At 73.2% G+C, this 25,546-nt stretch carries 22 protein-coding genes; 13 read left to right on the plus strand and 9 right to left on the minus strand.

The window, feature by feature from the left end; all coding sequences use genetic code 11:
* Window positions 1-84 precede the first annotated feature (84 nt).
* The 3 genes from HA073_RS24425 to HA073_RS24435 all read right to left on the minus strand — a co-directional run bounded on the left by HA073_RS24425 (window position 85) and on the right by HA073_RS24435 (window position 3,936).
* Window positions 85-2,007 (minus strand): hypothetical protein, encoded by a 1,923-nt coding sequence (locus tag HA073_RS24425; protein WP_166457365.1) that lies wholly within the window; start codon window positions 2,005-2,007, stop codon window positions 85-87.
* Window positions 2,004-2,519, minus strand: coding sequence for a SigE family RNA polymerase sigma factor (locus tag HA073_RS24430; protein ID WP_043327545.1), 516 nt, complete (start codon window positions 2,517-2,519; stop codon window positions 2,004-2,006). The genes HA073_RS24425 and HA073_RS24430 overlap by 4 nt, the downstream gene beginning before the upstream one ends.
* A gap of 124 nt (window positions 2,520-2,643) precedes the next feature.
* Window positions 2,644-3,936, minus strand: coding sequence for an acetyl-CoA C-acetyltransferase (locus tag HA073_RS24435; RefSeq protein WP_166457366.1), 1,293 nt, complete (start codon window positions 3,934-3,936; stop codon window positions 2,644-2,646).
* A gap of 55 nt (window positions 3,937-3,991) precedes the next feature.
* On the opposite strand from HA073_RS24435, the gene HA073_RS24440 reads away from it, so the two are divergent.
* The 7 genes from HA073_RS24440 (at window position 3,992) to HA073_RS24470 (ending at window position 11,110) form a co-directional block, all read left to right on the plus strand.
* Window positions 3,992-5,350 carry a 3-oxoacyl-ACP reductase gene (locus HA073_RS24440; RefSeq protein WP_104113529.1) on the plus strand — a complete coding sequence of 453 codons (1,359 nt, stop codon included), beginning with the start codon at window positions 3,992-3,994 and terminating at the stop codon, window positions 5,348-5,350.
* On the plus strand, window positions 5,350-6,417 hold the full coding sequence (locus tag HA073_RS24445; protein WP_240925933.1) for a MaoC/PaaZ C-terminal domain-containing protein: 1,068 nt from the start codon (window positions 5,350-5,352) through the stop codon (window positions 6,415-6,417). The genes HA073_RS24440 and HA073_RS24445 overlap by 1 nt, the downstream gene beginning before the upstream one ends.
* Window positions 6,418-6,497: 80 nt before the next feature.
* Window positions 6,498-7,256: an NUDIX domain-containing protein gene (locus HA073_RS24450; protein WP_176722790.1), complete on the plus strand. Its 759-nt coding sequence runs from the start codon at window positions 6,498-6,500 to the stop codon at window positions 7,254-7,256.
* The gene (locus HA073_RS24455) at window positions 7,253-8,236 is read left to right on the plus strand and encodes a serine/threonine protein kinase (protein ID WP_069088128.1); all 984 of its coding nucleotides are present in this window, start codon (window positions 7,253-7,255) and stop codon (window positions 8,234-8,236) included. The genes HA073_RS24450 and HA073_RS24455 overlap by 4 nt, the downstream gene beginning before the upstream one ends.
* A 10-nt stretch (window positions 8,237-8,246) precedes the next feature.
* Entirely contained in the window at window positions 8,247-9,206 is a 960-nt protein-coding gene (locus HA073_RS24460) for a hypothetical protein (RefSeq protein ID WP_166457367.1), read from the plus strand.
* Complete coding sequence (locus HA073_RS24465; RefSeq protein ID WP_064448328.1) at window positions 9,203-10,462, plus strand: adenylosuccinate synthetase; 1,260 nt, start codon at window positions 9,203-9,205, stop codon at window positions 10,460-10,462. Before HA073_RS24460 ends, HA073_RS24465 begins: the two co-directional genes overlap by 4 nt.
* A gap of 24 nt (window positions 10,463-10,486) precedes the next feature.
* Window positions 10,487-11,110 carry a DedA family protein gene (locus HA073_RS24470; protein WP_043327550.1) on the plus strand — a complete coding sequence of 208 codons (624 nt, stop codon included), beginning with the start codon at window positions 10,487-10,489 and terminating at the stop codon, window positions 11,108-11,110.
* A gap of 45 nt (window positions 11,111-11,155) precedes the next feature.
* On the opposite strand, the gene HA073_RS24475 is transcribed toward HA073_RS24470, so the two are convergent.
* Window positions 11,156-11,794: a TetR/AcrR family transcriptional regulator gene (locus tag HA073_RS24475; protein WP_030500578.1), complete on the minus strand. Its 639-nt coding sequence runs from the start codon at window positions 11,792-11,794 to the stop codon at window positions 11,156-11,158.
* 78 nt (window positions 11,795-11,872) lie between these two features.
* Between HA073_RS24475 and HA073_RS24480 the strand changes: the two genes are divergently transcribed.
* The 3 genes from HA073_RS24480 to HA073_RS24490 all read left to right on the plus strand — a co-directional run bounded on the left by HA073_RS24480 (window position 11,873) and on the right by HA073_RS24490 (window position 15,274).
* Window positions 11,873-12,325: an SCP2 sterol-binding domain-containing protein gene (locus tag HA073_RS24480; RefSeq protein ID WP_043327552.1), complete on the plus strand. Its 453-nt coding sequence runs from the start codon at window positions 11,873-11,875 to the stop codon at window positions 12,323-12,325.
* 1 nt (window position 12,326) lies between these two features.
* Window positions 12,327-13,541: an acyl-CoA dehydrogenase family protein gene (locus HA073_RS24485; protein ID WP_064447943.1), complete on the plus strand. Its 1,215-nt coding sequence runs from the start codon at window positions 12,327-12,329 to the stop codon at window positions 13,539-13,541.
* Between the two features lie 167 nt (window positions 13,542-13,708).
* On the plus strand, window positions 13,709-15,274 hold the full coding sequence (locus HA073_RS24490; RefSeq protein WP_166457368.1) for an AMP-binding protein: 1,566 nt from the start codon (window positions 13,709-13,711) through the stop codon (window positions 15,272-15,274).
* A 45-nt stretch (window positions 15,275-15,319) separates the two neighbouring features.
* Here the strand turns inward: HA073_RS24490 and purD are convergent, their stop codons facing one another.
* From purD to HA073_RS24505, 3 genes are all read right to left on the minus strand, one after another.
* Window positions 15,320-16,567: a phosphoribosylamine--glycine ligase gene (gene purD / locus HA073_RS24495; RefSeq protein ID WP_166457369.1), complete on the minus strand. Its 1,248-nt coding sequence runs from the start codon at window positions 16,565-16,567 to the stop codon at window positions 15,320-15,322.
* A 91-nt stretch (window positions 16,568-16,658) separates the two neighbouring features.
* On the minus strand, window positions 16,659-17,594 hold the full coding sequence (locus HA073_RS24500; RefSeq protein WP_113972267.1) for a type IV toxin-antitoxin system AbiEi family antitoxin domain-containing protein: 936 nt from the start codon (window positions 17,592-17,594) through the stop codon (window positions 16,659-16,661).
* A 175-nt stretch (window positions 17,595-17,769) separates the two neighbouring features.
* On the minus strand, window positions 17,770-19,059 hold the full coding sequence (locus tag HA073_RS24505; protein ID WP_043327554.1) for an adenylosuccinate synthase: 1,290 nt from the start codon (window positions 19,057-19,059) through the stop codon (window positions 17,770-17,772).
* Between the two features lie 122 nt (window positions 19,060-19,181).
* Between HA073_RS24505 and HA073_RS24510 the strand changes: the two genes are divergently transcribed.
* Window positions 19,182-20,180 (plus strand): diacylglycerol kinase family protein, encoded by a 999-nt coding sequence (locus HA073_RS24510; protein WP_043327555.1) that lies wholly within the window; start codon window positions 19,182-19,184, stop codon window positions 20,178-20,180.
* Window positions 20,181-20,254: 74 nt separating this feature from the next.
* The gene (locus HA073_RS24515) at window positions 20,255-22,339 is read left to right on the plus strand and encodes a chromosome partitioning protein (protein ID WP_166457370.1); all 2,085 of its coding nucleotides are present in this window, start codon (window positions 20,255-20,257) and stop codon (window positions 22,337-22,339) included.
* 51 nt (window positions 22,340-22,390) lie between these two features.
* Here the strand turns inward: HA073_RS24515 and HA073_RS24520 are convergent, their stop codons facing one another.
* Window positions 22,391-22,819, minus strand: a complete 429-nt coding sequence (locus tag HA073_RS24520) for a DUF3151 domain-containing protein (RefSeq protein ID WP_043327556.1) — start codon at window positions 22,817-22,819, stop codon at window positions 22,391-22,393.
* 262 nt (window positions 22,820-23,081) lie between these two features.
* Here HA073_RS24520 and HA073_RS24525 point away from each other — a divergent pair, with 262 nt between their 5' ends.
* On the plus strand, window positions 23,082-24,293 hold the full coding sequence (locus HA073_RS24525) for an LOG family protein (RefSeq protein WP_210869622.1): 1,212 nt from the start codon (window positions 23,082-23,084) through the stop codon (window positions 24,291-24,293).
* A gap of 92 nt (window positions 24,294-24,385) precedes the next feature.
* On the opposite strand, the gene fbaA is transcribed toward HA073_RS24525, so the two are convergent.
* Window positions 24,386-25,408 carry a class II fructose-bisphosphate aldolase gene (fbaA, locus tag HA073_RS24530; protein WP_043327558.1) on the minus strand — a complete coding sequence of 341 codons (1,023 nt, stop codon included), beginning with the start codon at window positions 25,406-25,408 and terminating at the stop codon, window positions 24,386-24,388.
* Window positions 25,409-25,546 lie beyond the last annotated feature (138 nt).

Here is a 25,546-nt window from a genome sequence, read left to right on the forward strand (position 1 = left end):
GTACGGGCTCGCGCCGCCACCGGTCGGCCCGCTGGTGGCGGACGCCCTGGACCGGTCCGGACCCGGGCGTCGACCTTCTCCGGATCAGGGCAACAAGTTGATCAGATCCGGATGCGCGGCTAGCGCCGTGACCTGCTCCAGAGTGAGCGGCGGGGTCGCGCCACCCTTGACGCCCTTCGGCCAGCGACGCCCGAAGTCTCCGTCCGTCGGCATGTCCGAGGCGCCTCCGGTGTTGGGCCGGTTGTCGATCACCACCTCGACCGTGCCGCGGTCGGGTCGCTGGACGAACACGCTGTAGACCACCGACCCGGCCGGACGGGAGACGATCGTGACGACCCGGTTCCCGTCCGGGCGGGTCGACTCGGTGCACTCGCCGTCATGCGCGTGCGCCCGGTGCGTCGCGGGCGGGAGCGCCCCGACCGTGGCGCAGCTCAGCACCAGCGCCGCGCGGCGCTCCACGATGATCTCCCCGTCGCCGGCCAGCCCGCCTCGCTGCACCATGAAGTTGTACGACAGGAGAGTCGCGCCGTTGGGCCCGTCGCCCCCTCCGCGGAAGGGCAGCAGATAGATCATTCCGTCCGGCGAGACGGCGTCGAGCGCGCCGGTGGCTGCCGCCGACGCTGCGCCGTCGTAGTCCCACCTGAGCGGGCTGTAGACCTGGCTGGTGGCGGTTCCCGCCGGGGGCCGTGGGGCCAGGACGAGCGACGGCTCCCTAGCCATCTCGATCGTCTGTTCCATCGAGAGCGCCGGCTTGTCCTGCGTGAGATAGAGGCGGACCAGCGTGCCGTCCGGGCGGAGCGACTCGATCAGGTAGCTGTTGTTTCCCACCGGCCGTGCCGAGCCGGGGCGCGAGCCGAAGTCGGAGAGCATCCGCCGGGCCCGCAGGCGCTCGCCACCAGGGAACTCGGTCACCGTGCAGTGACGGGCGGCGAGCGCGGCGGTCGGGCAGGGCGGGGCGACCGACCAGGCTGCCTGTCCGTCGCGCACCAGCCGTAGCGTGACCTGCGCGGCCCGGTTCCCGACCCGGAACGTGGCGGCATCCATCATCGGTGCGTCGACGCTCAGCCAGCCCTTGGGCTCGAACCCGACCGAGGTCGGGCTGCTCTCGCCGCCCCACTTGGTCAGCCAGGTGAAGTCGGGTGCCTGCCGGCGCAGAGCGCTGGTCAGCGCCGCCTCGAGACGCGCCGCGTCCGCGGCGGTGCCCGCGACAGTGGTGACGGTGGACGTGGCCGCCGGTGTGGGGGACGGCTCCGGCGCGAGGGCGACGGCCCGGTCGACCACGACCGGGATCAGCTGCCCGACGGCGACCGGAAGCTTGTCCTCGGCGGTGACGGTCCTGAGGCTCAGGTTCAGAAACGTGCCGTCCCGACGCAGTGCTGTCACACCAGCGCTCTCTGTCCGGCTCGACATCTGATCCCGGAGCTGCGGAGGTACCTCCTGCTCCCAGACCGACCGGTGGTACCTGATCTTCTCGCCGTCCGGACCCGTCTGCTCGCCGCACTCGACGGCGTTCTTGGAACATCCGCGAGCCGCCTCGGCCTGCCAGCTCTTCGCGCCGTCAGGAGTGATCTGCAGGCTCGCGACCAGGTCCACCCCGTCCGCCCGGAAGCTGCCGTTTCCCCGGTAACCGAGGGAGCCGGGCCGGCCCATGACGTCGGAGGCCCATGCGGGGGTGTCGATCACCGGCCCGTCCTTGACCGCCCAGGCCAGGCGCGGCATCGCGCGGGTCAACGCCGCGATCACCGCGGCGTCGATCCGGTCCAGGTCCTGATCGCTGCCGGGAATCGTCGTGACGGCCGGTGCCGGTTTGGCCGGCTGGGCATGCGGCTTGCCGATGAGCGTCGTGGTGCCGACCAGCACTGCCGCCACCACCGCGGCAACAGCCGTCGTACCGGCCCCGATCCGCAGCCGCCGGGCCCGGCGCTGTCCGCTGATCACCCGGTCGACATCCACCGTGGAGACCGGCGGCTCGCCGATCAGGTCGTCGAACAACTGTCGGTACGTCATGACAGCTCCCCTCGGGTCGACGGGATGCCGCCCAGCAGCAGGCGCAACGCCTCCAGGCCGCGTGCGGACTGGCTCTTCACAGTGCCGGTACTGATACCCATGACGTCGGCGGTCTCCTCCACCGACAGGTCGCAGTAGTAGCGGAGCACCAGCACGGCGCGTCGCCGGGGCGGTAGCTGGCCGAGCAGGGCGAGCAGCATGTCGCGTTCGGCGAGCGTGGGCTCCGGCAGGATCATGTCGGCGGTCTCCGGCACCGTGTCGGTGCTGTGCTCGCGCCGCCAGGGCCGCCGCCGCTCGTCCAGCCAGGCGTTTGTGAGCATTCCGCGCACGTACGCGTCGATGTTCTCCGCCGCGCGGACTCGGCGCCAGTGCCGGTAGAGCTTGCCGATCGTGATGGAGACCAGGTCGTCGGCGGTGTGCCACTCGCGGCAGAGGAGGTACGCGGTGCGGCGCAACGACTCCAGCCGGGCGGTGACGAACTGCCGGTACTCGTCTTCCTCGGCCCGGTTCACGTCCCGGAGCCTCTCGTACGCCTCATGCCCAGGTGACGCGGCTGAGCCGCCCTCGGGTTGCTCCGGGCGCCGACGGGAACGTGGAGCAGGGCTGCGGCCGGGACCGCAGCCCTGCCGGAGGCTGTCAGCGCTCCAGGATGGCTGTCACGCCCTGCCCACCGGCCGCGCAGATGGAGATCAGGCCGCGCCCGCTCCCCTTCTGATCAAGCAGCTTGGCGAGCGTGGCGACGATCCGGCCGCCGGTGGCGGCGAACGGGTGGCCGGCCGCCAGCGAGGAGCCGTTGACGTTCAGCTTCTCCCGGTCGATCGAGCCGAGCGGCGCGTCCAGGCCGAGGCGCTCCTTGCAGAACTCCGGCGACTCCCAGGCGGCGAGCGTGGCCAGCACCTGGGAGGCGAACGCCTCGTGGATCTCGTAGAAGTCGAAGTCCTGGAGGCTGAGCCCGGCCCGGGCCAGCATCCGGGGCACCGCGTACGTGGGGGCCATCAGCAGCCCCTCGTCGCCGTGCACGAAGTCGACGGCGGCGGTCTCGGACCAGGAGAACCAGGCGAGCACCGGCAGGTTGTGCGCCTTGGCCCACTCCTCGGACGCGAGCAGGACGGTCGACGCGCCGTCGGTGAGCGGCGAGGAGTTGCCGGCGGTCATGGTGGCTCGCTCGGCGTCCGCGCCGGAGGCGCCGAAGACCGGCTTGAGCGAGCCGAGCTTCTCCAGGCTGGTGTCCGGGCGCAGGTTCTGGTCGCGGGTCAGCCCCAGGTAGGGGGTCATCAGGTCGTCGAAGAACCCCTTGTCGTACGCGGCGGTGAGCCGCTGGTGCGAGCGCAGCGCGAGTTCGTCCTGCGCGGTCCGGTCGACGTTCCAGCGCAGCGCCGTCCGGGCCGCGTGCTCACCCATGGACAGTCCGGTACGCGGCTCGGCGTTGCGCGGGATCTCCGGCTTGAACGGCTGGTGCGGGCGCAGCTTCGCCGCGATCTTGAGCCGTTCGCCGAGCGTACGGGCGGAGTTGAGCTGGAGCAGGGTGCGCCGCATGTCCTCGTTGACGGCGAGTGGCGCGTCCGAGGTGGTGTCGACGCCACCGGCGATGCCGACCTCGATCTGCCCGAGGGCGATCTTGTTGGCGACCAGGATGGCGGCTTCCAGTCCGGTGCCGCAGGCCTGCTGGATGTCGTACGCGGGGGTGTGCGGGTCGAGCCGGGAGCCGAGCACCACCTCACGGGTGAGGTTGAAGTCGCGGGAGTGCTTGAGCACCGCGCCGGCCACCACTTCGCCGACCCGCTCGCCGGCCAGCCCGAACCGGGCGACCAGCCCGTCGAGCGCCGCGCCGAGCATGTCGGCGTTCGACGCGTGCGCGTAGCGCGAGTTGGACCGGGCGAAGGGGATGCGGTTGCCCCCGATGACCGCGACCCGCCGGACACTCTGCACGATCGGCCTCCCTCGAAACTGTTGCCCGAACCCTACTCGCCAGTAGGCTACGCCTATGACCGACAGGTACGCGAGCTTCGTCCAGACGGGGGCCGGTCGCGCGCTGGTCAAGCGCCTCGGGCTGCCCGATCCGCCTCGACTGCGCCGGCACACGCCGGGCGACCCGCTCGTTCCCGGGCCGGTCCTGCTCGGCTCCTCGACCGGCGGCCGGATCGCCGAGCCGACCGGCAAGATCCTGACCGCCGCCGGAGTCGAGCTGGCCGATCCGGTCGCCGCCCACGACGCCGACCGCCGCTTCGCGGCCCTGGTGTACGACGCCAGCGGCATCACCGACTCCACCGGGCTGCGCCAGCTGTACGACTTCTTCCACCCGCAGGCCCGCTCGCTGGTGCCGAGCGGCCGGGTGATCGTGCTGGGCACGCCGCCGGCCGAGTGCGGCTCCCCTCGGGAGGCTACCGCCCAGCGCGCGCTGGAGGGCCTGACCCGCAGCATCGGCAAGGAGTTCGGCCGGGGCGTCACCGCCCAACTGGTCTACGTGACACGCGAGGGTGACGCCGGTACCCCGGTGAGCCTGGAGTCCACGCTCCGGTTCCTGCTCTCCGGCCGGTCCGCGTACGTCTCGGGCCAGGTGATCCGGGTCGGCGCCGGCACCGCCGTCGCGCCGGCCGACTGGGACCGGCCGCTGGACGGGCAGGTGGTGCTGGTGACCGGCGCGGCGCGGGGCATCGGCGCGGCGCTGGCGAAGGTGCTGGCCCGCGACGGCGCGCAGGTGGTGGCGCTGGACATCCCCGCGGCCGGGGACGAGCTGGCCGCCGTCGCCAACGACATCGGCGGCAGCGCGGTGCAGCTCGACCTGACCGCGCCGGATGCGCCGACCCGGCTGGCGGAGCACCTGGCGTCCCGGCACGGGCGGGTCGACGTGGTGGTGCACAACGCGGGCATCACCCGGGACAAGACGCTGGGCCGGATGGACGCCGACCGGTGGGACTCGGTGATCGACGTGAACCTGTCCAGCCAGGAGCGGATCAACGACGTACTGCTGGAACGCGACCTGATCCCGGCCGGCGGCCGGATCGTCTCGGTCTCGTCGATCGCCGGGATCGCCGGCAACCGGGGGCAGACCAACTACGCGACCAGCAAGGCCGGCGTGATCGGCCTGGTCGACTCGCTCTCCCCGGTGCTGCGCGAGCGCGGGATCAGCCTGAACGCGGTGGCGCCGGGCTTCATCGAGACGCGGCTGACCGCGCGTATCCCGTTGACCATCCGCGAGGCGGGACGGCGGATGAACAGCATGGCCCAGGGCGGCCTGCCGGTGGACGTGGCCGAGACGATCGGCTGGCTCTCCTGGCCGGCGAGCGGCGCGGTCAGCGGCAACGTGGTCCGGGTCTGCGGCCAGAGCCTCCTGGGGGCGTGATGGCACCCCGTGACCACGAGGACGACGACCTGACCCTGCACGACCTGATCGAGGGCCCCACCCGCGACCTCACGGCCGCCCGAGCCGCCGCCCTGGCCCGCACCAACGCCGCCGCCCGCCCCACCTCCGGCGATCATGAAGTTGACGGCACTTCTGGAGATCCACAAGGCAGCCAACCTCATGATCGACGGGGTGAAGGAGCGGTGGGGCGGCGGCGGGTGGAGTTGGACGGGCTGCCTGCCAGTGGGGCGCTTTATCGGCGGGCGTTACTCGGGGTCGTTCCGGGGGTTGGGGGGCGGCGCGGGGCTGACGTGCCGGGGCTGGAACTCGCCGTTGGCGGGGTCTCTGTGGATCAGCGGCACCTGGCGGACTACGACCGGGTGTGCGGGTTCCGGCTGACCGACCGGCTGCCGGCGACGTACCTGCACGTGCTCGGGTTTCCGCTGTCGCTGCGGCTGATGACGAGCCCGGGCTTCCCGATCCCGCTCACCGGTGTGGTGCACGTGGCCAACCGGATCACCGTGCGCCGGCCGGTCGAGGTCGGCGAGCGCGTCGACTTCCACACGTACGCGGAGAACCTGCGCCCACACGAGCGGGGCCGCCAGCTCGACGTGGTGCTTGTCGGCTCGATCGGCGGCGAGGAGGTGTGGCGCGGCGTGTCCACGTACCTCGGGAAGGAGCGCGCGTCCGGCGGCGGCCCGCGGCGCGACCGGGCTGACCGCCCGGAACCGCCGGCCTTCTCCGCGCAGTGGCGGGTGATGCCCCGCGTGGGTACTGACTACGCGCGCGTCTCCGGCGACCACAACCCGATCCACACCTCGAAGCTGGGCGCGCGGCTGTTCGGTTTCCCGCGCCCGATCGCGCACGGCATGTGGAGCAAGGCCCGATGCCTGGCCGCGCTGGAACCCCGGCTACCAGAGGCGTACACGGTGGACGTGGCGTTCAAGCTGCCGGTGCCGCTGCCGTCGACTGTGGCGTTCAGCGCCTCGCCGAACGGCGCGGACTGGGACTTCGCGCTGCACAGCGCCCGGGACGGGAGGCCGCACCTGACCGGTTCGGTGCGCTGAGCGAAAGAGGGGACTTGCCGTCCCCTCTTTTCGGCGCTAAGTTGTTCTCAGAGTGAGTTGTTCTCAACCTGAGAGAGTGAGTGACCGTGAACGAGCAGGACTTCCTCGCCGGGTACGACCCGCGGGACTACCCGGCGGTCGCGGTCACCGTCGACGTGGTCGCGCTAACCATCCGCGAGGGCGCGCTGCACCTGCTGCTGATCCGCCGCGGCGCGCCGCCCTTCGCGGGGCACTGGGCGCTGCCCGGCGGCTTCGTCCAGCCGGACGAGGACCTGACCGCCGGCGCCCGGCGCGAACTGGCCGAGGAGACCGGCCTCGGCGGCGAGCGGCTGCGCCGGGTGCACCTGGAACAGCTCGGCAGCTACGGCGCCCCGGACCGCGACCCGCGCATGCGGGTGGTCTCGGTCGCGCACCTGGCGTTCGCCCCCGACCTGCCCGACCCGGTCGCCGACACCGACGCCGACGAGGCGATCTGGCTGCCGGTCACCGCGCTGACCAGCCGGCAGCTCGCCTTCGACCACGGCCGGATCATCGACGACGGCTTGGAGCGCGCCCGTTCCAAGCTGGAGTACACGCCGCTGGCCACCCGCTTCCTCGCCCCCGAGTTCACGATCACCGAGCTGCGGGAGGTCTACGAGACGGTCTGGGGGCACCCGCTGCACGCCGGCAACTTCCACCGCAAGGTGCTCTCGGTGCCCGGCTTCGTGGAGAGCACCGGCGCCAGCACCGAGCGCGGCGGCGCGCGCGGCGGCCCCCGGGCCAAGCTCTACCGCGCCGGAGACGCCCGGCTGCTGCACCCGGCGCTGCTGCGCCCCGCCCGGGAGGAGACGGTGCGGTGAGGACCGAAGAGGCGATCCGGCTGGTCACTGCCGCGCGTACCGACGCCGACCTGTTCGGCGCCGACGAGCCGGCCCGCCGCTACCGCGAGCTGGTCGGCGCGCTGCACCCCGACCGGCTGGGCGCGGCCGACCCCGGCGTACGCGCCGCCGCCGCCGAAGCACTCGTCACGGTCACCACCCGGTGGCGCACCCCGGCCCCCGCGTACACCGGCGACGTCGCCACCCTGCACGAACGCAAGGAAGGGCCCCCTGTTAACGCCTCCGGTAGAGGAGGGGCCCCTTCTTATCACCTGGCCAAGGTGGCCCGGCACCCCGGCGACAACGACCTGATGGCCCGCGAGGCGCGCGCGTTGCGCCGCATCGCCGAGCGCGGCGACGCCAGACACCTCGCGTACGTGCCGAAGCTCGTCGACTCCTACCCGGCGCGTGACCCGTCGACCGGCGTGCAGCGGCAGGTCAACGAGCTGGTGACCGTACCCGGGCTGCGCAGCCTTGACGACGTGCGCCGCGCGTACCCGGACGGGCTGGACCCGCGCGACGCGGCCTGGATGTGGCGGCGGCTGCTCGTGGCGCTCGGCCTGGCCCACCGCGCGGGCGTGGTGCACGGCGCGGTGCTGCCCCGGCACGTGCTGATCGAGCCGGACGCGCACGGCCTGGTGCTCGTCGACTGGTGCTTCTCGGCCGAGCCGGGCGGGCTCGTGCCGGCGCTGGTGCCCGGCCACGAGGACTGGTATCCGCCGGAGGTCGCCGCGAAGCGGCAGTGCGGCCCCGGCACCGACATCGCGCTGGCCGCCCGCTGCATGACCTGGCTGATGGGCGACCGCGCGCCCCGCGAGCTGCGCGCCTTCGCCGACGGCTGCCAGGGCGCCGCGCTCGCCACCCGGCCCGACGACGCCTGGCGGCTGCTGCGCGAACTGGACGAGGTGCTGCACCGGCTGTACGGGCCGCGCACCTTCCGACCCTTCACCCTCAACCCGTAGGGAGGCTGCCATGGGCAGTGGAATCTGGTCCACCGACGTGTACGACGCCGCCGACCGCTACCGGCGCCGCACCGGCAAGAGCGCGTTCTCGTACAGCGACAGCGGCGCTCGCAAGGTGCACCCGGCGCTCGACCCGCGCGACGCGCTGCGGGAGAGCCGCGACTCCGCCGAGCACCCGCAGTCGACGCCGATCGCCGTGCTGTTCGACGTCACCGGCTCGATGGGGCACGTGCCCCGGGTGCTGCAGAGCAAGCTGCCGCAGCTGCTCGGCCTGCTGCTGCGCCAGGGGTACGCGAAGGACCCGCAGGTCATGTTCGGCGCGATCGGCGACGCCACCTGCGACCGGGTGCCGTTGCAGATCGGGCAGTTCGAGTCCGACAACCGGATGGACGACGACCTCGGCCGGATCGTGCTGGAGGGCGGCGGAGGCGGCCAGATGATGGAGTCGTACGAGCTGGCGCTGTACTTCATGGCCCGGCACACGGCCACCGACAGCTGGGACAAGCGCGGCCGGCGCGGCTACCTGTTCATCATCGGCGACGAGCTGGCGTACGCGGGGGTGAAGCGCGCGGAGGTGGCCCGGCTGATCGGCGACGACCTGAGCGAGGACGTGCCGGTCCGGCAGATCGTGGACGAGGTGACCGCGCGCTGGGACACCTACTACCTGCTGCCCGCCGGCAGCCACTACGCGGGCAACCGCAAGGTGCTGGACTTCTGGCGCGGCCTGCTCGGGCAGAACGCGGTCGAGCTGGACGACCTGGACGCGGTCTGCGAGACGATCGCGCTCACCGTCGGGCTCGGCGAGCAGGCCATCGACCTGGACGCCGGGCTGCGCGACCTGGACCGGGCCGGCTCCACCGCCACCCGGACCGTCTCGAAGGCGCTCGCCCGGCTCGGCTCGGGACGCCGCGCGGTGGCGACGCTGCCGTTCAGCCCGGCCGACGGCGGAAGCGGGGTCACCCGGCTGTGAACCACGTGATGGTGGTCGACCTCGGCTACGGCGACGCCGGCAAGGGCACAGTGGTGGACCTGCTCTGCGCCACCCGGCAGGTGCACACGGTGGTCCGGTTCAACGGGGGCGCGCAGGCGGCGCACAACGTCGTCCTGCGCGACGGGCGGCACCACACGTTCGCGCAGTTCGGCGCCGGGACGTTCCGTCCGGGCGTACGGACGCACCTGGCGCGGCACGTGGTGGTGGACCCGCTGGCGCTCGCCGCCGAGGCCGACCACCTCGCGTCGGTCGGCGTTCCAGACGCGCTCGACCGTCTGACTGTGGACGGGGAGGCGCTGCTCGCCACCCCGTACCACCGGGCCGCGAACCGCGCCCGGGAGATCGCCCGGGGAGCCGACCGGCACGGCTCCTGCGGGCTCGGGGTGGGCGAGGCGGTCGCGTACGGCCTCGCCCACCCCGACGAGGCACCCCGGGTGGCGGACTGCCGCCGCCCGGCGGTGCTGCGCCGCCGGCTGACCGCGCTGCGGGACCGGCTCACCGCCGAGCTGGGCCCGCTGGACGCGCCGCCGGTCCAGGACTGCCTGCCCGCGTACGCGGCCTTCGCGCGCCGGGTGGCGATCGTCGACCGGACCTGGCTGGCATCCGCGCTGCGCGAGGGCACCTGCGTGTTCGAGGGCGCGCAGGGGGTGCTGCTGGACGAGTGGCACGGCTTCCACCCGTACACGACGTGGAGCACCACGACGTTCGCCAACGCCGAGACGCTGCTCGCCGAGGCGGGCCTGGCCGGGACCGCGCAGCGGCTCGGCGTGCTGCGCACGACCACCACCCGGCACGGTCCCGGGCCGCTGGTCACCGAGGACGCGGCGCTGCCGTTCCGCGACCGGCACAACGGGACGAACCCCTGGCAGGGCCGGTTCCGGTTCGGGCACTTCGACGCGGTCGCCCACCGGTACGCGCTGGAGGTCGCCGGTGGGGTGGACGGGCTGGCGCTGACCCACCTCGACCTGGCCGGGTCCGAGCTGCGGATCTGCCGCCGGTACGAGGGCCTGGACCGGCTCGTCCCCGGCCCGGCCGGTGACCTGGACCGGCAGGCGGCGCTCACGCAGCGGCTGCTGCGGGCCCGGCCGGTGCTGGACTCGGCGCCCGCCGACTGGGCGGGGGCGGTCTCGGAGGCGCTGGGGGCGCCGGTGGTGCTCACGTCGCGCGGGCCCACGGCCGAGGAGAAGGAAGGGCCCCTTGTTAACGCCTTTTGTATGGGAAGGGCCCCTGCTTAACACCGCACCACCGAGCATGGGTGCATGGGGGACGCGCTCGACCTGCTGCACCACACGGTGACCTCACCGTGGGTGTACCTGGTGATCATCGCGGTCACCGCCGTCGACGCGTTCTTCCCGGCGGTGCCCGGCGAGACCGTGGTGATCACGGCCGGGGTCTTCGCGGCGGGCGGCGAGCCGGACCTGGCGCTGGTGATCGTGACCGCCGCGTTCGGCGCGCTCGTCGGCGATCACGTCTCCTACGCGATCGGGCGCGGCGGCGGCGCGCACCGGCTGGCCCGCTTCCCGGCGGACAGCCGGCGGCGGGCCGGCTCCGAGTGGGCCCGCCGGGCCGTCGACAGGCGCGGCGGGATGATCCTGACCACCGCCCGGTACGTCCCCGGCGGCCGCACCGCCGTCACGCTGACCATGGGTGCGGTCCGCTATCCGGTGCGGATGTTCCTGCTGTACGACGCGCTGGCCTGCGCGACCTGGGGGATCTACTGCACGCTGCTCGGCTACTTCGGCGGCCTGGCGTTCGAGCACAACCCCGTCTCCGGGCTCCTCGCCGGGGTCGCCATCTCGCTCGCGGTCACCGGGCTGTTCGAGGCCGCCCGCTGGGGCCGGCGGCGGGCACACCGGCGAGCCGCCGCGCGCCGCGACTGTTAAAAAGGGGCCCTTCCACTACCGGAGGCGTTAAGAAGGGGCCCTTCCTTACACAGCGCCGGGGTGCCAGGTGGCGCCGCGCAACAGCTGGTCGGCGCCGAGCCAGGCCACGTTCATCATCCGGGTCGCGGTCTTGCCGGCATCGGCCTCCGGGTGGTCGGCCAGCCAGTCGGCGAGCGACTCGGAGGCGCCGACGAGCGCGTACGAGACCACCTCCAGGTCGGTGGCGCCGACCTCCCGTCCGGCGGCGCGCAGCGCGTGGTCGAGCATCCCGGCCACCACCTCGACCAGCCGTCCCCGCATGGCGGCGAGTTCGGCGGCGAACGGCTGCGAGCCGCGGGCCTGCCGGTAGAGCACGGCCCAGCCGTCCCGGTGCGCGCCGACGAAGCCGAAGAACGCGCGCAGCCCGCGCCAGAGCCGCTCGTCGGCGGGCAGGTCGGGGGCGGCGGCGCCGGCGATGGCCTCCATCATCCGGGTGCTCTCGCGGTGCAGGCAGGCGATGAAGAGTTCTTCCTTGGTGCCGAGGTAGGCGTAGACCATCGGTTTGGAGATGCCGGCGTCGTCGGCGATCTCGTCCATGCTGGCGGCGTGGAAGCCGCGACGGGAGAACACCTTCACCGCCGCGTCGAGCATCTGCTGCTCGCGTACGGCTCGGGGGAGGCGCTTGAAGGTCGGCGTGCTGGACACTCTTGCGAGCATACCTACCCGTGCGTAGGGTTACGCCAGAGTAACCAAGCTGGCCCCGCCCGAGAGGTGCATTTCCTGATGACTGACTTCGACCCGGCCAACTTCGCGAACGTCGGCCCCAAGGAGTTCGCGCAGCTGGTCAAGTCCACGCCGGACGCCAAGATCGCCGAGATCATGTCCGGCGAGTCGCGCGGCAAGATCCTCAGCGAGGTCTTCAACCGGATGCCCACGCTGTTCCGCGCCGACCGCGCCGGTGCCACCAACGCGGTCATCCACTGGAACATCACCGGCCGCCCGGACGGTGGCACCGACACGTACGAGATCGTCATCGAGAACGGCGCCTGCACCGTCTCGGAGACCGCCACCCGCGACCCGAAGCTGAGCCTCACCATGGGCCCGGTCGAGTTCCTGAAGATCGTCTCCGGTGGCGCCAACCCGGTGATGATGTTCATGACCGGCAAGCTGAAGGCCAAGGGCGACCTGGGCCTGGCTGCCAACATCGCCAACCTGTTCGACATCCCCAAGGCCTGACATGGCCGAGTTCTCGCTCGACCTGAACGAGGAACAGCGGGATCTACGCGACTGGGTGCACGGCTTCGCAGCCGAGGTCGTGCGCCCGGCCGCGGCCGAGTGGGACGCCCGGGAGGAGACCCCGTGGCCGATCATCCAGGAGGCGGCGAAGGTCGGCCTGTACGGCTTCGAGTTCCTCGCCACCTGCTGGGCCGACCCCACCGGCCTCTCCCTGCCGATCGCCAGCGAGGAACTCTTCTGGGGTGACGCCGGCATCGGCCTGAGCATCTTCGGCACCTCGCTCGCGGTCGCCGCGATCTACGGCGCCGGCACCCCCGACCAGCTCGTCGAATGGGTGCCGCAGTGCTTCGGCGACGTCGACTCCCCGGCCGTCGCCGCGTTCTGCACGAGCGAGCCGGAAGCCGGCTCCGACGTCGGATCGATGCGTACCCGCGCCGTCTACGACGAGGCCACCGACGAGTGGGTGCTCAACGGGCAGAAGGCGTACGCCACGAACGGCGGCATCGCCGGCGTGCACGTGGTCACCGCCTCGATCGACCCCGAGCTGGGCTCGCGCGGGCAGGCCGCGTTCGTCGTACCCCCGGGCACCTCCGGTCTGACCGCCACCCGCAAGCTGCGCAAGCTCGGGCTGCGCGCCTCGCACACCGCGGACGTCTTCCTCGACGACGTCCGGGTGCCGGGCCGCTGCCTGCTCGGCGGCAAGGACGCGCTCGACGAGCGTCTGGCCCGCGCCCGGTCCGGGCAGCGCGCCTCCGGCCAGGCGGCGATGCGGACGTTCGAGCTGTCCCGTCCGACAGTCGGGGCGCAGGCGCTCGGCGTGGCCCGCGCCGCCTACGAGTACGCCCTGGACTACGCCAAGGAACGGGTCCAGTTCGGACGGCCGATCATCACCAACCAGGCGGTCGCGTTCGCGCTCGCCGACATGAAGATGGAGATCGACGCCGCCCGGCTCCTGGTCTGGCGCGCCTCCTGGATGGGCCGCAACAACCGGCCGTTCGCCGCCGGCGAAGGCTCGATGTCCAAGCTCAAGGCCGGCGAGGTGGCCGTCTCGGTGACCGACAAGGCGGTCCAGCTCCTCGGCGGCGCGGGCTTCCTGCGCGACCACCCGGTCGAGCGGTGGTACCGCGACGCCAAGATCTACACCATCTTCGAGGGCACCTCCGAAATCCAGCGGCTGGTCATCTCCCGGGCCATCTCCGGCATGCAGATCCGCTGACCGCCGGCGGCACGCCGCCCGGCCCGTGACGACAGGCAGCGCCGTCGCGGGCCGGGCGCCCCCGCCTGGCCGACCCGACCCGCGATCGGGCGCAAGATCACGCAAAACCGGACGGCCGATCCGTCCGGAGCCTGGTCGACGAACCACGAACGCGAAGGAGTTGCGCCTTGGACCTGCCGTTCATCGCCGCCACGCTGACCCGCCGTGGACTACTCACCCCGGGCCGTCCGATCCGGGTCGTCTCGCAGCTCAACGCGCTGCGCCGGTGGGGCTGGAGCCTCGCCGGGGAGCTGCGCCAGGCCGCCGCCCGCGACCCCGGCCGCGTCGCGGTGGTCGACGAGCGCGGCGCCACCATGACGTACCAGGAACTGCTGGAGCGCTCCGAACGGCTGGCCCGCTCCCTCCGGTCCCACCTCGGCGTCCAGGCCGGCGACCGGGTCGGCGTGCTCTGCCGCAACCACCACGGCCTGATCGAGGCGATAGTCGCCGCGATGCTGCTCGGCGCGGACGCCGTCCTGGTAAACACCGGCCTGTCCGCGGCTCAGCTGGGCACCGTGGCCGAGGAACAGGGCCTGCGCGTCCTGGTCCACGACGGCGAGTTCAACGACCGCGTCCTCGGCCTCCCCGCCGAGGTGCACCGGGTCGACGAGCGGCGGCACGAGGAGCTGATCGCCGCCGCGGTCCCCGGCGAACAGCTCCAGCCGCCCGAGCGGGACGGCCGCACCATAGTGCTGACCTCCGGCACCACCGGCGCGCCCAAGGGCGCCCGCCGCCCCACCCCGCACGGCTTCGGCCCGCTGGTGTCCATCATCGACCGCATCCCGCTGCACGCGCGGAACACCACCATGATCGCCGCGCCGATCTTCCACACCTGGGGGTACGCCGCCCTCCAGGTCTCGTTCGCGCTGCGCGCCACAGTCGTGCTGCACCGCCGATTCGACCCCGCCGCCACGCTGACCGCGCTCGTCGCCCAGCGGTGCGACGCGATGTTCGCCGTACCGGTGATGCTGCAACGACTCATGGAGGTCGAGCCGCCGCTGCCCCGGCCCCCGCTCAAGGTGGTCGCGGTCAGCGGATCCGCCCTGCCCGGCAACCTGGCCACCGCCTTCATGGACCGCTACGGCGACGTGCTGTACAACCTCTACGGCTCGACCGAGGTCTCCTGGGCCTCCATCGCCGGCCCACGCGAACTGCGCGCCGCGCCCACCACCGCGGGCCGGCCGCCGCACGGCACCCGGCTGGCGATCCTGGACGAGAACGGCCGCCCCGTCCGGGACGGCGAGGTCGGGCGGATCTTCGTGGGCAACGAGATGCTCTTCGAGGGCTACACCTCGGGCGTCGGGCGGGAGAGCCGCGACGGCCTGCTGGACACCGGCGACCTCGGCCGGCTCGACGCCGACGGCCTGCTCTTCGTCGACGGCCGGGCGGACGACATGATCGTCTCCGGCGGCGAGAACGTGTTCCCGTCCGAGGTGGAGGACCTGATCGCCCGGCTGCCGCAGGTCCGCGAGGTCGCGGTGATCGGCGTACCGGACCCCGACTACGGCCAGCGGCTGGCCGCGTTCCTGGCGCTGCGGCCGGGCGAGACGCTCGACCCGGACGCGGTCCGCGAGTACGTCCGGCGCTACCTGGCCCGCTTCTCCGTGCCGCGGGACGTGGTGTTCGTCAAGTACCTGCCGCGCAACGCCACCGGCAAGGTGCTGAGCCGGGAGTTGCGCCGCTACTTCGACTGACGGACGGCGCCCCGCGAACCGGTCCCGCCGCGGGGGCGTCGCCCGTCAGCCGGGAATCGTGATCCGGCCCTCCACCGCACCCGCCGCGATGTCGGTGCGGTGGTGGGAGCCGGCCAGCTCGACCTCGCGTACCAACTCGTAGGCGGCGTCGCGCGCGGCGGCCAGGTCCGGGCCGGTCGCCGTACCGCAGAGGACCCGGCCGCCCGCGGAGCGCAACGTGCCGTCGGCGTCGCGGCGGGTTCCGGCGTGGATGATCCCGGCGCGGTCCGCGCCGGTGATCACGTCACCGGTACGCGGGCCCGCCGGGTAGCCCTCGGCCGCCACCACGACTGTCACCGCCGCGCCGTCGCGCCAGCGCAGCGGCGGGTGCGCGCCGAGCGTGCCGGTGGCGGCGGCGTGCAGCAGCCCACCCAGCGGCGTCTCCAGCAGGGCGAGCACCACCTGGGTCTCCGGGTCGCCGAAGCGCGCGTTGAACTCGATCACGCGCGGGCCGGACGGGGTGATCGCCAGTCCCACGTAGAGCAGACCGGCGAACGGGGTGCCCCGGCGGCGCAGCTCGGCGAGCGTCGGGTGCACCACGTCGCGCATCACGTCGTCCACCAGGTTCGGCGGCGCCCACGGCAGCGGCGCGTACGCGCCCATCCCGCCCGTGTTCGGGCCGGTGTCGCCGTCGCCGACGCGCTTGAAGTCCTGCGCGGGCAGCAGCGGCACCGCCGCTTCACCGTCGGTCACCACGAACAGGGAGACCTCGGGACCGGACAGGTACTCCTCGATCACCACCTGGCCGCACTCCGCGGCGTGCCGCTCGGCGGCGGCCCGGTCGTCGGTGACCACGACGCCCTTGCCGGCGGCCAGCCCGTCGTCCTTCACCACGTACGGCGCGCCGAACTCGTCCAGCGCCCGCGCCACCGCAGCCGCGTCCTCGCAGGTGTACGCGCGGGCGGTCGGCACACCGGCCGCCGTCATCACGTCCTTCGCGAACGTCTTCGAGCCCTCCAGCCGGGCCGCCTGCGCGCTCGGGCCGAACACCGCGATGCCCTTGGCGCGTACCGCGTCGGCGACGCCCGCCACCAGCGGCGCCTCCGGGCCGATGACCACCAGGTCCGCCGCGACCTCGACGGCGAGGGCCGCCACGGCCGCCGGGTCGGTGGGTGTCACCTCCCGAAGCGAGGCGACCTCGCCGATCCCCGGATTCCCCGGCGCTGCGACGAGCGCCTCGACAGCCGGATCCCCGGCGAGTCCGAGCGCGAGAGCGTGCTCCCGCCCACCACCACCCACAAGAAGTACGCGCACGACCCCGCATCCTACTGACCACCCCACCCCACCCCGTTGATCAAGGAGTTCGCGTCCCAGATTTGGGGTTTTCCGGCCGCAAACTCCTTGATCAACGGGGTGGGTGACGGCTCTGGCGCAGGGCTCGTCTGACCGTCTGGGGGATGTAGTCGGGGCGGAGGGTGTCGGACCAGGTGAAGCGGAGGATCCGCCAGCCGGCGTTGACCAGGCGGTTCTGCCGGAAGCGGTCGGCGTAGACGGCCTCCGGGGTCAGGTGCGGGGCCCGGCCGTCCGCCTCCGCAATCAGGCGCGCGCCCCGCCATGCCAGATCCCCGATGCCGAGCAGGTAACCGTCCTCGTCCCGGACCGGCAGTTGGAGGGTGTCCGGCGGCACGCCGCCGTCGACGCAGCGGAGCCGGGTGCGGGTCTCCAGGGGTGACTGTGCCCGGCCGTCCGCCTCGGCCAGGTACCCCCGGGCGGCGACCGCCCCGCGGCGTCCGGCGAAATGCGCGAGCACCAGGGACAGGTCGTCCTCGGCCAGGATCCCCTGGTTGAGCGCGGAGTCGAGAACGCACACCGCCGGGTAGCGCCGAGCCCGCAGCAACACGTCGGCAACGGTCCGCGCCGGTGTGGTGACCGGCACGCCCTCGACCTGGCACACGTCCGCGTCGGCGAGCGTCAACTGGTGCACCGTCAGTCCCGGCTCCGCCCGGCGTTGCACGTGCGGCCGGTCCGGCGGCACCGAGGCGTGGATCGCCGCCGCCGGCGGAAGGCCGGCGATGCCGTGCAGTTCGGCGGCGGTGTCGAGTACGGCGACCGCGCCCGGCCCCAGGCTCGCGATCGCGGCGCGGATGCGGACACGTCGCAGCGCCACCGCCGTCGGCCCTGCGGACGGGAGGTAGCAGCCGCGCGAGACGCGCGTCCATCGTCCGGCCCGGACGAGGTACCGGATCTGCTCCCGGCCGAGGCCCAGGCGCAACGCCTGCCCCGCCGTCACGAACCCGCCCTGCCCGGCAGCCAGCCGCGTCAGCTCGTCGAATTCACCCACACGCGCAGGCTCCCCCGCGCCACTCCACAGCCGAAACCCCTGTGGACAACCCTGTGGATAAACAGACCTACTCTCCCGGTGGCCACTCCACGACCGCCCCGTTGATCAAGGAGTTTGTGTACGGATCCGACGCCGGACTGGACACAAACTCCTTGATCAACGACAAAGGGCGGGTTTAGGGGAGGAGGGGGTGGCGGAGGACGTTTTCCTCTCGGCCCGGGCCCACACCCACCACGCTCACGCGGGTGCCGGTCAGCTCCTCGATGCGGGCGATGTAGCGCCTCGCGTTCTCCGGGAGCTCGTCCTCGGTGCGCGCCTTGGTGATGTCCTCCCACCAGCCGTCGTGCTCTTCGTAGATCGGCGTGGCGTGGTGGAAGTCGGTCTGCGTCATCGGCATGTCGTCGAAGCGCTCGCCGTTGATCTCGTACCCGACGCAGATCGGCACCTTCGCCAGACCGGTCAGCACGTCCAGCTTCGTGACCACCAGGTCGGTGACGCCGTTGAGGCGGCACGCGTACCGGGCCACCACCGCGTCGAACCAGCCGCAGCGGCGCTCCCGGCCGGTGGTGGTGCCGTACTCGTGGCCGACCTTGCGCAGGTGCTGCCCGTTGTCGTCGAACAGCTCGGTCGGGAACGGGCCGGAGCCCACCCGCGTCGTGTACGCCTTGCTCACCGCGATGACCTTGGTGATCGCGGTCGGCGGGATGCCCGCGCCCACGCACGCCCCGCCGGCCGTCGGGTTCGACGAGGTGACGAACGGGTAGGTGCCGTGGTCCATGTCGAGCATGGTGGCCTGGGCGCCCTCCAGCAGCACGGTCTCGCCGCGGTCGAGCGCGTCCCAGAGCATCACCCGGGTCTCGGCGATGTACGGGCGCAGCCGCTCGGCGTACTGGAGGTACTCCTCGACCGTCTCCTCGACGTCGATCGCCTTGCGGTTGTAGACCTTGAACAGCAGCTGGTTCTTCTCGCGGAGCGCCAGCTCCAGCTTCTTGCGCAGGATGCCCGGGTCGAGCAGGTCCTGCAGGCGGATGCCCATCCGGGCGACCTTGTCGCCGTACGCGGGGCCGATGCCCCGGCCGGTGGTGCCGATGCGGGCGCTGCCGAGGTAGCGCTCGACCACCCGGTCCAGCGCCCGGTGATGCGGCATGATCAGGTGCGCGTCGCCGGAGATGCGCAGGCGGGACACGTCCACGCCGCGCTCGGCGAGCCCGTCGATCTCCTGCAGCAGCACCTTCGGGTCGACCACCACGCCGTTGCCGATCACGATCATCGCGCTCGGTGACAGCGCACCGGACGGCATCAGGTGCAGCGCGTACTTCTGGCCGTCCGGCGTGATCACCGTGTGGCCTGCGTTGTTGCCGCCGGAGTAGCGCACGACGTAGTCGACCCGCTCACCCAGCAGGTCGGTAACCTTGCCCTTGCCCTCGTCGCCCCACTGGGCGCCGAGCAGCACGATCGCTGGCATCTCTTCCGCCTCCAGAAGGCTCGGGTGCCAGGTGGCGACCGGTCTGCGAGCCCGGGGTGTCAGGCTAACAAGTAGTGACGGCGGGACCAGCAGGGGTTGGTCGAGAAGCAGGAGGCTCCTTCGTGTACGACGTGGTGCTGCTCACCCTCGGCTCGGAGCGGGACGCTCCCGGTGGTGGCTGCGGCAGCGGCGGCGCCTGCTGCGGCGGCGCGGACGACACCGCCGCCGAGAGCGGCGAGGAGCGCTGCGAGACGCCGCGCGTACCGGTGCTGGCCTGCGCGGACGAGCTGACCGCCCGGGGTGCCCGGGTGACCACGGTGACCGCCCGGTCGGACGCCGAGATCGACGAGGTGCTGGCCCGGCTCGACGGCCCACCGCGCCCCGATGGCCTCACCTGGCCGGACCCCGACGGCAAGACCCGGCTGATCGTCGCCACGGCCAGTGACGGTCAGTTGCGCGCCGTCCTGCGCCGGCTGGTGCGCCGGTACGCTCCGCCGCCGAGCCGCCGCCCCGCGGACCTGGCCGACAACCGGACGGTGCCCGACCTGCCCCCGGTCGGCGTACTCCCGCTCGATCCGGCCCGGTCCGGGACGGCGCGTGACCTGGCCGCGCAGCTCGGGCTGCCCCGGGATCCGGCCGGGGTGGCCGCGGCGGTGCTGGACGGCACGGCCCGGCGGCTGGACCTGCTGCGCAACGACGGCGGCTCGGTGACGCTCGACGGCGCGCTGCTCGGCGCCGCCGACGACGCCGGCCGGCCGCTGCACTGGCGGGCCCGGGTCGAGGTCGACGGCACGGTGCTCAGCGACGGCGCCGAGCCGATCACCGCGTGCGCGATCGGCAACGCGGGCGGGTACGCGCGCCTCGGCGAGGTGGACCTGCTGGGCGGGCCGGACCCGGCCGACGGACGGGTGACGGTCGGCGTCGCCGTACCAGTGGTGACCCGGTCGGCGTTGGGCCGGAAGAAGGTCCGCCTGGAGGTACGGCGGGCGCGGGGACGTGCGGTGGCGGTGGTGCCCCGCGACGAGAAGGTGCCCTTCCTCGACGACGGCGTCGAGGGCGAGCTGAGCCGCAAGCGCTCCTGGTGGACCGAGCCGGGCGCCTGGGCGGTCTGGACGGGCTGACCTCGGTCGATCCCCGTCCGGCTCGCGCCGCTGGCCGTACCGCCTATCCTCGGCGGAAGGAATGGGGAGGAACCGTGGTGCACGACAACGACGACCGGGCCCACGTGCCGGGTCGAGGGCAGGTGCCGGAGCGGGACGTCGAGCCGCTCTGGCCGCCGGAGGAGACCGACGGCGTGGTGACCGCCCCGCCCTGGGCGGCCGTGCCCTGGCCGCTTCCGCCGGCCGACGCCCCCACGCCGTCGACGTCGGACGTCCCGGGGCCACCGGCGCCCGCGGTCGATCTGGACCTGCCGTTCACGCTCGACCAGCCGCCTGCCGGCGCGCCGCCGGCCCAGCCGGGCTCACCGGTCATGGCCGCCACGCCTCCCGCGTCGCAGGGAGCGCCCGGCCCGGATCCGGCCGCCGCATATCCCTCGTTGCAGGGCGCGCCCGCTCCCGACCCGGCCGCCACGCGGACACTGCCGGACCCGGCTGACACGCGGACGGCAGCCGACCCGGAGGACGCGCGGACGACGGCGCGCTCGGCCGACGCGCGGACGACGGCCGACGCGGACGGCGAGGGCGCCGGCAACGGCCGGGCCGTGTCTCCGTGGGCCCAGCCGCCGCAGCGGGCCACCGCCGACTCCGCACCGGACCTCGTTCCCGCTGACAGCGACACGCCGGGGTCCGGCACCGACCCGGCGCGGGCCGTCCACGCCGACGGCGCCGTCTCCGGCCGGGCCTCGGTCGCCGGCACTGCGCTCCCGCCGCCCGACACCGCCCCGGTGACCGGCCGGGCGCAGGTCACCGGAGCGTCGTCGCCGGGCACGGGTGAGCCGGCGCCGGAGCCGCCGCGTCTCGGGCCGTTCCCACCGTCGCCGGGCGTGCCGGCGCCGCCGTCGCCCTACGGCAACGGCTACCCGCAGGCCGGCTATCCCCAGGCCGGCTACCCACAGGCCGGCTACCAGCCGCAACCCGGCCAGCCCGGCTGGTACCCGCCGCCCGGCTGGACGCCACAGCCCGGCCCGGCCCAGACCGGCCCGGCGCAGGCCAGTCCGGCGCAGGCCGGTCCGACGCAGGCAGTCGCGGCGCCCAACGGCCCGGCGCACAACGGCCCAGCGCAGACCGGGCCGGCGCAGACCGGCGCCCCGGTGCCACCGCACGTGCCCGCCCCGCCGGTGTCCGGCCCGGCCGCGCCCCAGCCACCACAGCAGCCGGCGTACCCGGAGCAGGGCTGGACGCCGCAGCAGGCGGTACCCCCGACCGCCGAGGACTTCGCCCGCCGCCGCCAGGCCCGGCCGGTCGACCCGGTGGCCACCATGGGCGTACGCGCGGTGGTCAACAAGATCGGGCTGGTCCGGCTCGCGCCCGGGCGGCACGAGCAGGAGGTGAAGCGCGACATCGAGATGGTCCGCCGCAACTTCGGCGGGCTGCGCCAGGTGACTGTGGTCAACCCGAAGGGCGGCGCCGGCAAGACGGTGGCGATCCTGCTGCTCGCCATGACGTTCGGCCAGAAGCGCGGCGGATACGTGCTGGCCTGGGACAACAACGAGACCCAGGGCACCCTCGGCATGCGGGCGCAGCAGGACTTCCACGCCCGTACGGTGCGCGACATGCTGCGCGACCTGGCGCAGTTCCAGGGGCCGCACGGCCGGGTCGGCGATCTGTCGCAGTACGTCCGCTCGCAGGGCGAGGGCATGTTCGACGTGCTCGCCTCGGACGAGTCGGCGACCGGCGGCGAGATGCTCACCGCCGCCGCGTTCGCGGAGATCCGCGAGGTGGTCAGCCGCTTCTACAAGCTGATCTTCGTGGACACCGGGAACAACGTCCGGGCGCAGAACTGGCAGGCCGCGATGGACGCCACCGACCAGCTCGTGGTGACCATGTCGGCCCGGAACGACTCGGCCGAGACCGCCGCCCGGATGCTCGACCACCTGGAGCAGAGCGGCCGGCAGCGGCTGGTCCGGCAGGCGGTGACAGTGGTGTCGATGCCGCCGTCGCGTAAGGAGATCGACCTGCCCGCGATCCAGGCCCACTTCGCGGCGCGGACCCGGGCGGTGCTGCTGGCGCCGTACGAGCGGCTCATCGACACCGGCGAGCCGCTGCGGTACGGGCAGCTCTCCTCCGCCACCCGGGACGCCTGGCTGAAGATCGCCGCATCGGTGGCGGAAGGGCTGTAGGACGGGCGCGACGGCCGGTACCCGGGTGGGGACCGGCCGTCGCGGCAGTGGTCAGTCGCCGGAGAGCGCGTCTCCGGCGGCCGGGTCGCAGTCACGGAGGAACTGGGCGCACCGGGCCGCCTCGTCCGCCTCGCCGATCTCGCCCGCCGCGCGGGACAGCACGTAGAGGCAGCGCAGGAAGCCCTGGTTGGGCGCGTGCGACCAGGGCACCGGGCCGTGGCCCTTCCAGCCGCTGCGGCGCAGCTGGTCGAGGCCCCGGTGGTAGCCGGTGCGGGCGTACGCGTACGCCGTGACGACCTGGCCCGCGGCGAGCGCGCGGCCGGCCAGCGCGGCCCAGGCCGCACTGTAGGTCGGGAAGCGGGCCGCGACCTCGGCGTACGCCTCGTCGGTGCCCTGCTCGGCCGCCGCCGCCAGCGCGGCGTCGGCCTCCTCGTGGGCCGGGAGCAGGGTGGCCGGTGGCTCAGGCAACAGGTTCTGCATCGCCCCATTCAACCCGCTTCGCCATCGGGTACGCGAGGGGCCTCGCCCGTACGGTTGGCTGAACGGCTGAGGGTTTCGTCACGCCTGCGGCGGGAGCACACGTACCCGCGGCCCATGCCGCCGACGTGGTTCTTGCACTACAAATACAGATCCGGAGCCTCCCCAGGACCCGGTTACGCAGGAGCCCGGCGGCGTGCCCGCCGGGCTCCTGTCGTTCCCGCCCCCGGTTTCGGCACTTGCCGTGCGGAGGCAGGATGACGGGGTGCCGACCCCACCACCCGCGGACGTCATCGAGCCGCACGCGCCCCACGTCAACGAGATCGAGACCCGCACCGCGTTCGAGCAGCGGCTGGCCGGGGGGACCCTGGCCGGGCTGACCGTGCAGGGCCTCCGCCTCGACCTCGACCCGGTCCCCGACCTGCGCCACGTCGACGTCACCGGCACGCTCTTCGTGGGCTGCCGGTTCGCCGGCCGCGAGGTGGGCGCGGACCTGGTCCGGCGGGGCGCCAACGTGGTCCCGCCGTTCTCCGGGCTGCCCTACCCGACCCAGCCGTCGCACCTCTACACGGCCGACGAGCTGGCCGCCGGGTTCGCCGAGAGCGGGTTCGCCGGGATGTACGACACCCGGGTGTACGCGCACTTCCGGGCGCACGGCGGCGCGCTGCCGGACGTACGCGAGGCGCTCGGGCAGCGACTGCACGACCACGGTGTGGACAACGCGCTGGCCGACGCCACCCGGTCGTGGCTGGCCGCGCACGGCCCGCAGTCCGTGGTGGGCGTGATGGGCGGGCACGCGGTGCCGCGCGGCAGCGTCGCGTACCGGATGGCGGCGGTGCTGGGCTGGGAACTGGCGCGGGCCGACCGCCTGGTGGTGACCGGCGGCGGTCCGGGCGTGATGGAGGCGGCGAACCTCGGCGCGTTCCTCGCTGCGTGGCCGGCCGAGGAGCTGTCCGCCGCGATCGACACGCTCGCCGTCGCGCCGGACTTCACCGACCACGAGCGGTACACGGCGGCGGCGCTGGCGGTGCGCAAGCGGTACGCGGACGGCCCGTCGCTGCCGTCGCCCCGTCCGTCGGCGCCCGGCACCGAGTGGGCCCGGTCCGGCGGGCTGGCCATCCCCACCTGGCTGTACGGCCACGAGCCGGCGAACCTGTTCGCGGGCCGGATCGCGAAGTACTTCTCCAACGCCATCCGGGAGGACACGATCCTGCGGCTGGCCCGGGGCGGGATCGTGTTCGCACCAGGCAAGGCCGGCACCGTGCAGGAGGTGTTCCAGGCGGCCACCAAGACGTTCTACGGCACCGACGGGGCGAGCGGGGCGTACGTGTTCCTGGACCGCGCGTACTGGACCACCGAGCTGCCGGTGGAGTCGCTGCTGCGGCCGCTGTTCGCCGCGTCCCCGTTCGGCGACCTGTCGCACACGATCCACCTGACCGACGACGTACGCGACGCCGTCCGCCTGCTGGTGCAGTGAAAGGAAGGGCCCCTTTTTAACGCCTCCGGTAGAGGAAGGGCCCCTTGTTAACGCACGGCGTTAACAAGGGGCCCTTCCTTACAAGCAGAGGGTCACTTCATGGTGGTGCCGGTGGAGCGCAGGTGCTCGCAGGCCTCGACTACGCGGGCGGCCATGCCGGCTTCGGCGGCCTTGCCCCAGACGCGCGGGTCGTACATCTTCTTGTTGCCGACCTCGCCGTCGACCTTCAGCACGCCGTCGTAGTTGCGGAACATGTGGTCCGCGACCGGGCGGGTGAAGGTGTACTGGGTGTCGGTGTCGATGTTCATCTTCACCACGCCGTAGTCCAGCGCCTCCCGGATCTCCGAGAGCAGCGAGCCGGAGCCGCCGTGGAAGACCAGGCTGAGCGGCTTGTCCTTGCCGTACTTGGCGCCGACCGCGTCCTGGATCTGCTTGAGCACCTCGGGGCGCAGCTTGACGTTGCCCGGCTTGTAGACGCCGTGCACGTTGCCGAAGGTCAGCGCCGCCATGTAGCGGCCCTTCTCGCCCAGGCCGAGCGCGTCGACCATGGCCAGGCCGTCCTCGACGGTGGTGTAGAGCTTGTCGTTGATGGCGTTCTCGACGCCGTCCTCCTCGCCGCCGACGACGCCGACCTCGATCTCCAGGACGATCTTGCCCTTGGCGGCCTCGGTGAGGAGCTGCTCGGCGATCTCCAGGTTCTCCGCCACCGGCACGGCCGAGCCGTCCCACATGTGCGACTGGAACAGCGGCTCCTGGCCGGCCTTGACGCGCTCCTGCGAGATGGCCATGAGCGGCCGGACGAACTTGTCCAGCTTGTCCTTCGGGCAGTGGTCGGTGTGCAGCGCGATGTTCACCGGGTACTTCTTGGCGACCTCGTGGGCGTACGCGGCGAACGCCACCGCGCCGGTCACCATGTCCTTCACGGACGGGCCGGACAGGTACTCCGCGCCGCCGGTGGAGACCTGGATGATGCCGTCGCTCTCCGCGTCGGCGAAGCCCTTGAGCGCCGCGTTCAGCGTCTGCGAGGAGGTCACGTTGATCGCGGGGTACGCGTACCGGCCGGCCTTGGCCCGGTCCAGCATCTCCGCGTAAGCCTCAGGGGAAGCGATGGGCATGTCGAACGCTCCTTACTTACCGCTCTCGGCCGTGCAGGCCGCTGTCTTCCATGGGCGCGACCGTTCCGGTCGCTCACGTCCACGGGTGCGCCGGACCGCGCTGTCCACCGCGGGCAGTATCCCGTAGGAGCGCGCACG

Source organism: Micromonospora sp. CMU55-4 (assembly GCF_011602315.1).
Classification (GTDB): Bacteria; Actinomycetota; Actinomycetes; order Mycobacteriales; family Micromonosporaceae; genus Micromonospora; species Micromonospora chalcea.

Coding starts and splice junctions, on each gene's coding strand:
- HA073_RS24425 (WP_166457365.1), bottom strand. CDS start 2,007: ATGACGTACCGACAGTTGTTCGACGACCTGATCGGCGAGCCGCCGGTC.
- HA073_RS24440 (WP_104113529.1), top strand. CDS start 3,992: ATGACCGACAGGTACGCGAGCTTCGTCCAGACGGGGGCCGGTCGCGCG.
- HA073_RS24445 (WP_240925933.1), top strand. CDS start 5,350: ATGGCACCCCGTGACCACGAGGACGACGACCTGACCCTGCACGACCTG.
- HA073_RS24460 (WP_166457367.1), top strand. CDS start 8,247: ATGGGCAGTGGAATCTGGTCCACCGACGTGTACGACGCCGCCGACCGC.
- HA073_RS24470 (WP_043327550.1), top strand. CDS start 10,487: ATGGGGGACGCGCTCGACCTGCTGCACCACACGGTGACCTCACCGTGG.
- HA073_RS24480 (WP_043327552.1), top strand. CDS start 11,873: ATGACTGACTTCGACCCGGCCAACTTCGCGAACGTCGGCCCCAAGGAG.
- HA073_RS24485 (WP_064447943.1), top strand. CDS start 12,327: ATGGCCGAGTTCTCGCTCGACCTGAACGAGGAACAGCGGGATCTACGC.
- HA073_RS24505 (WP_043327554.1), bottom strand. CDS start 19,059: ATGCCAGCGATCGTGCTGCTCGGCGCCCAGTGGGGCGACGAGGGCAAG.
- HA073_RS24520 (WP_043327556.1), bottom strand. CDS start 22,819: ATGCAGAACCTGTTGCCTGAGCCACCGGCCACCCTGCTCCCGGCCCAC.
- fbaA (WP_043327558.1), bottom strand. CDS start 25,408: ATGCCCATCGCTTCCCCTGAGGCTTACGCGGAGATGCTGGACCGGGCC.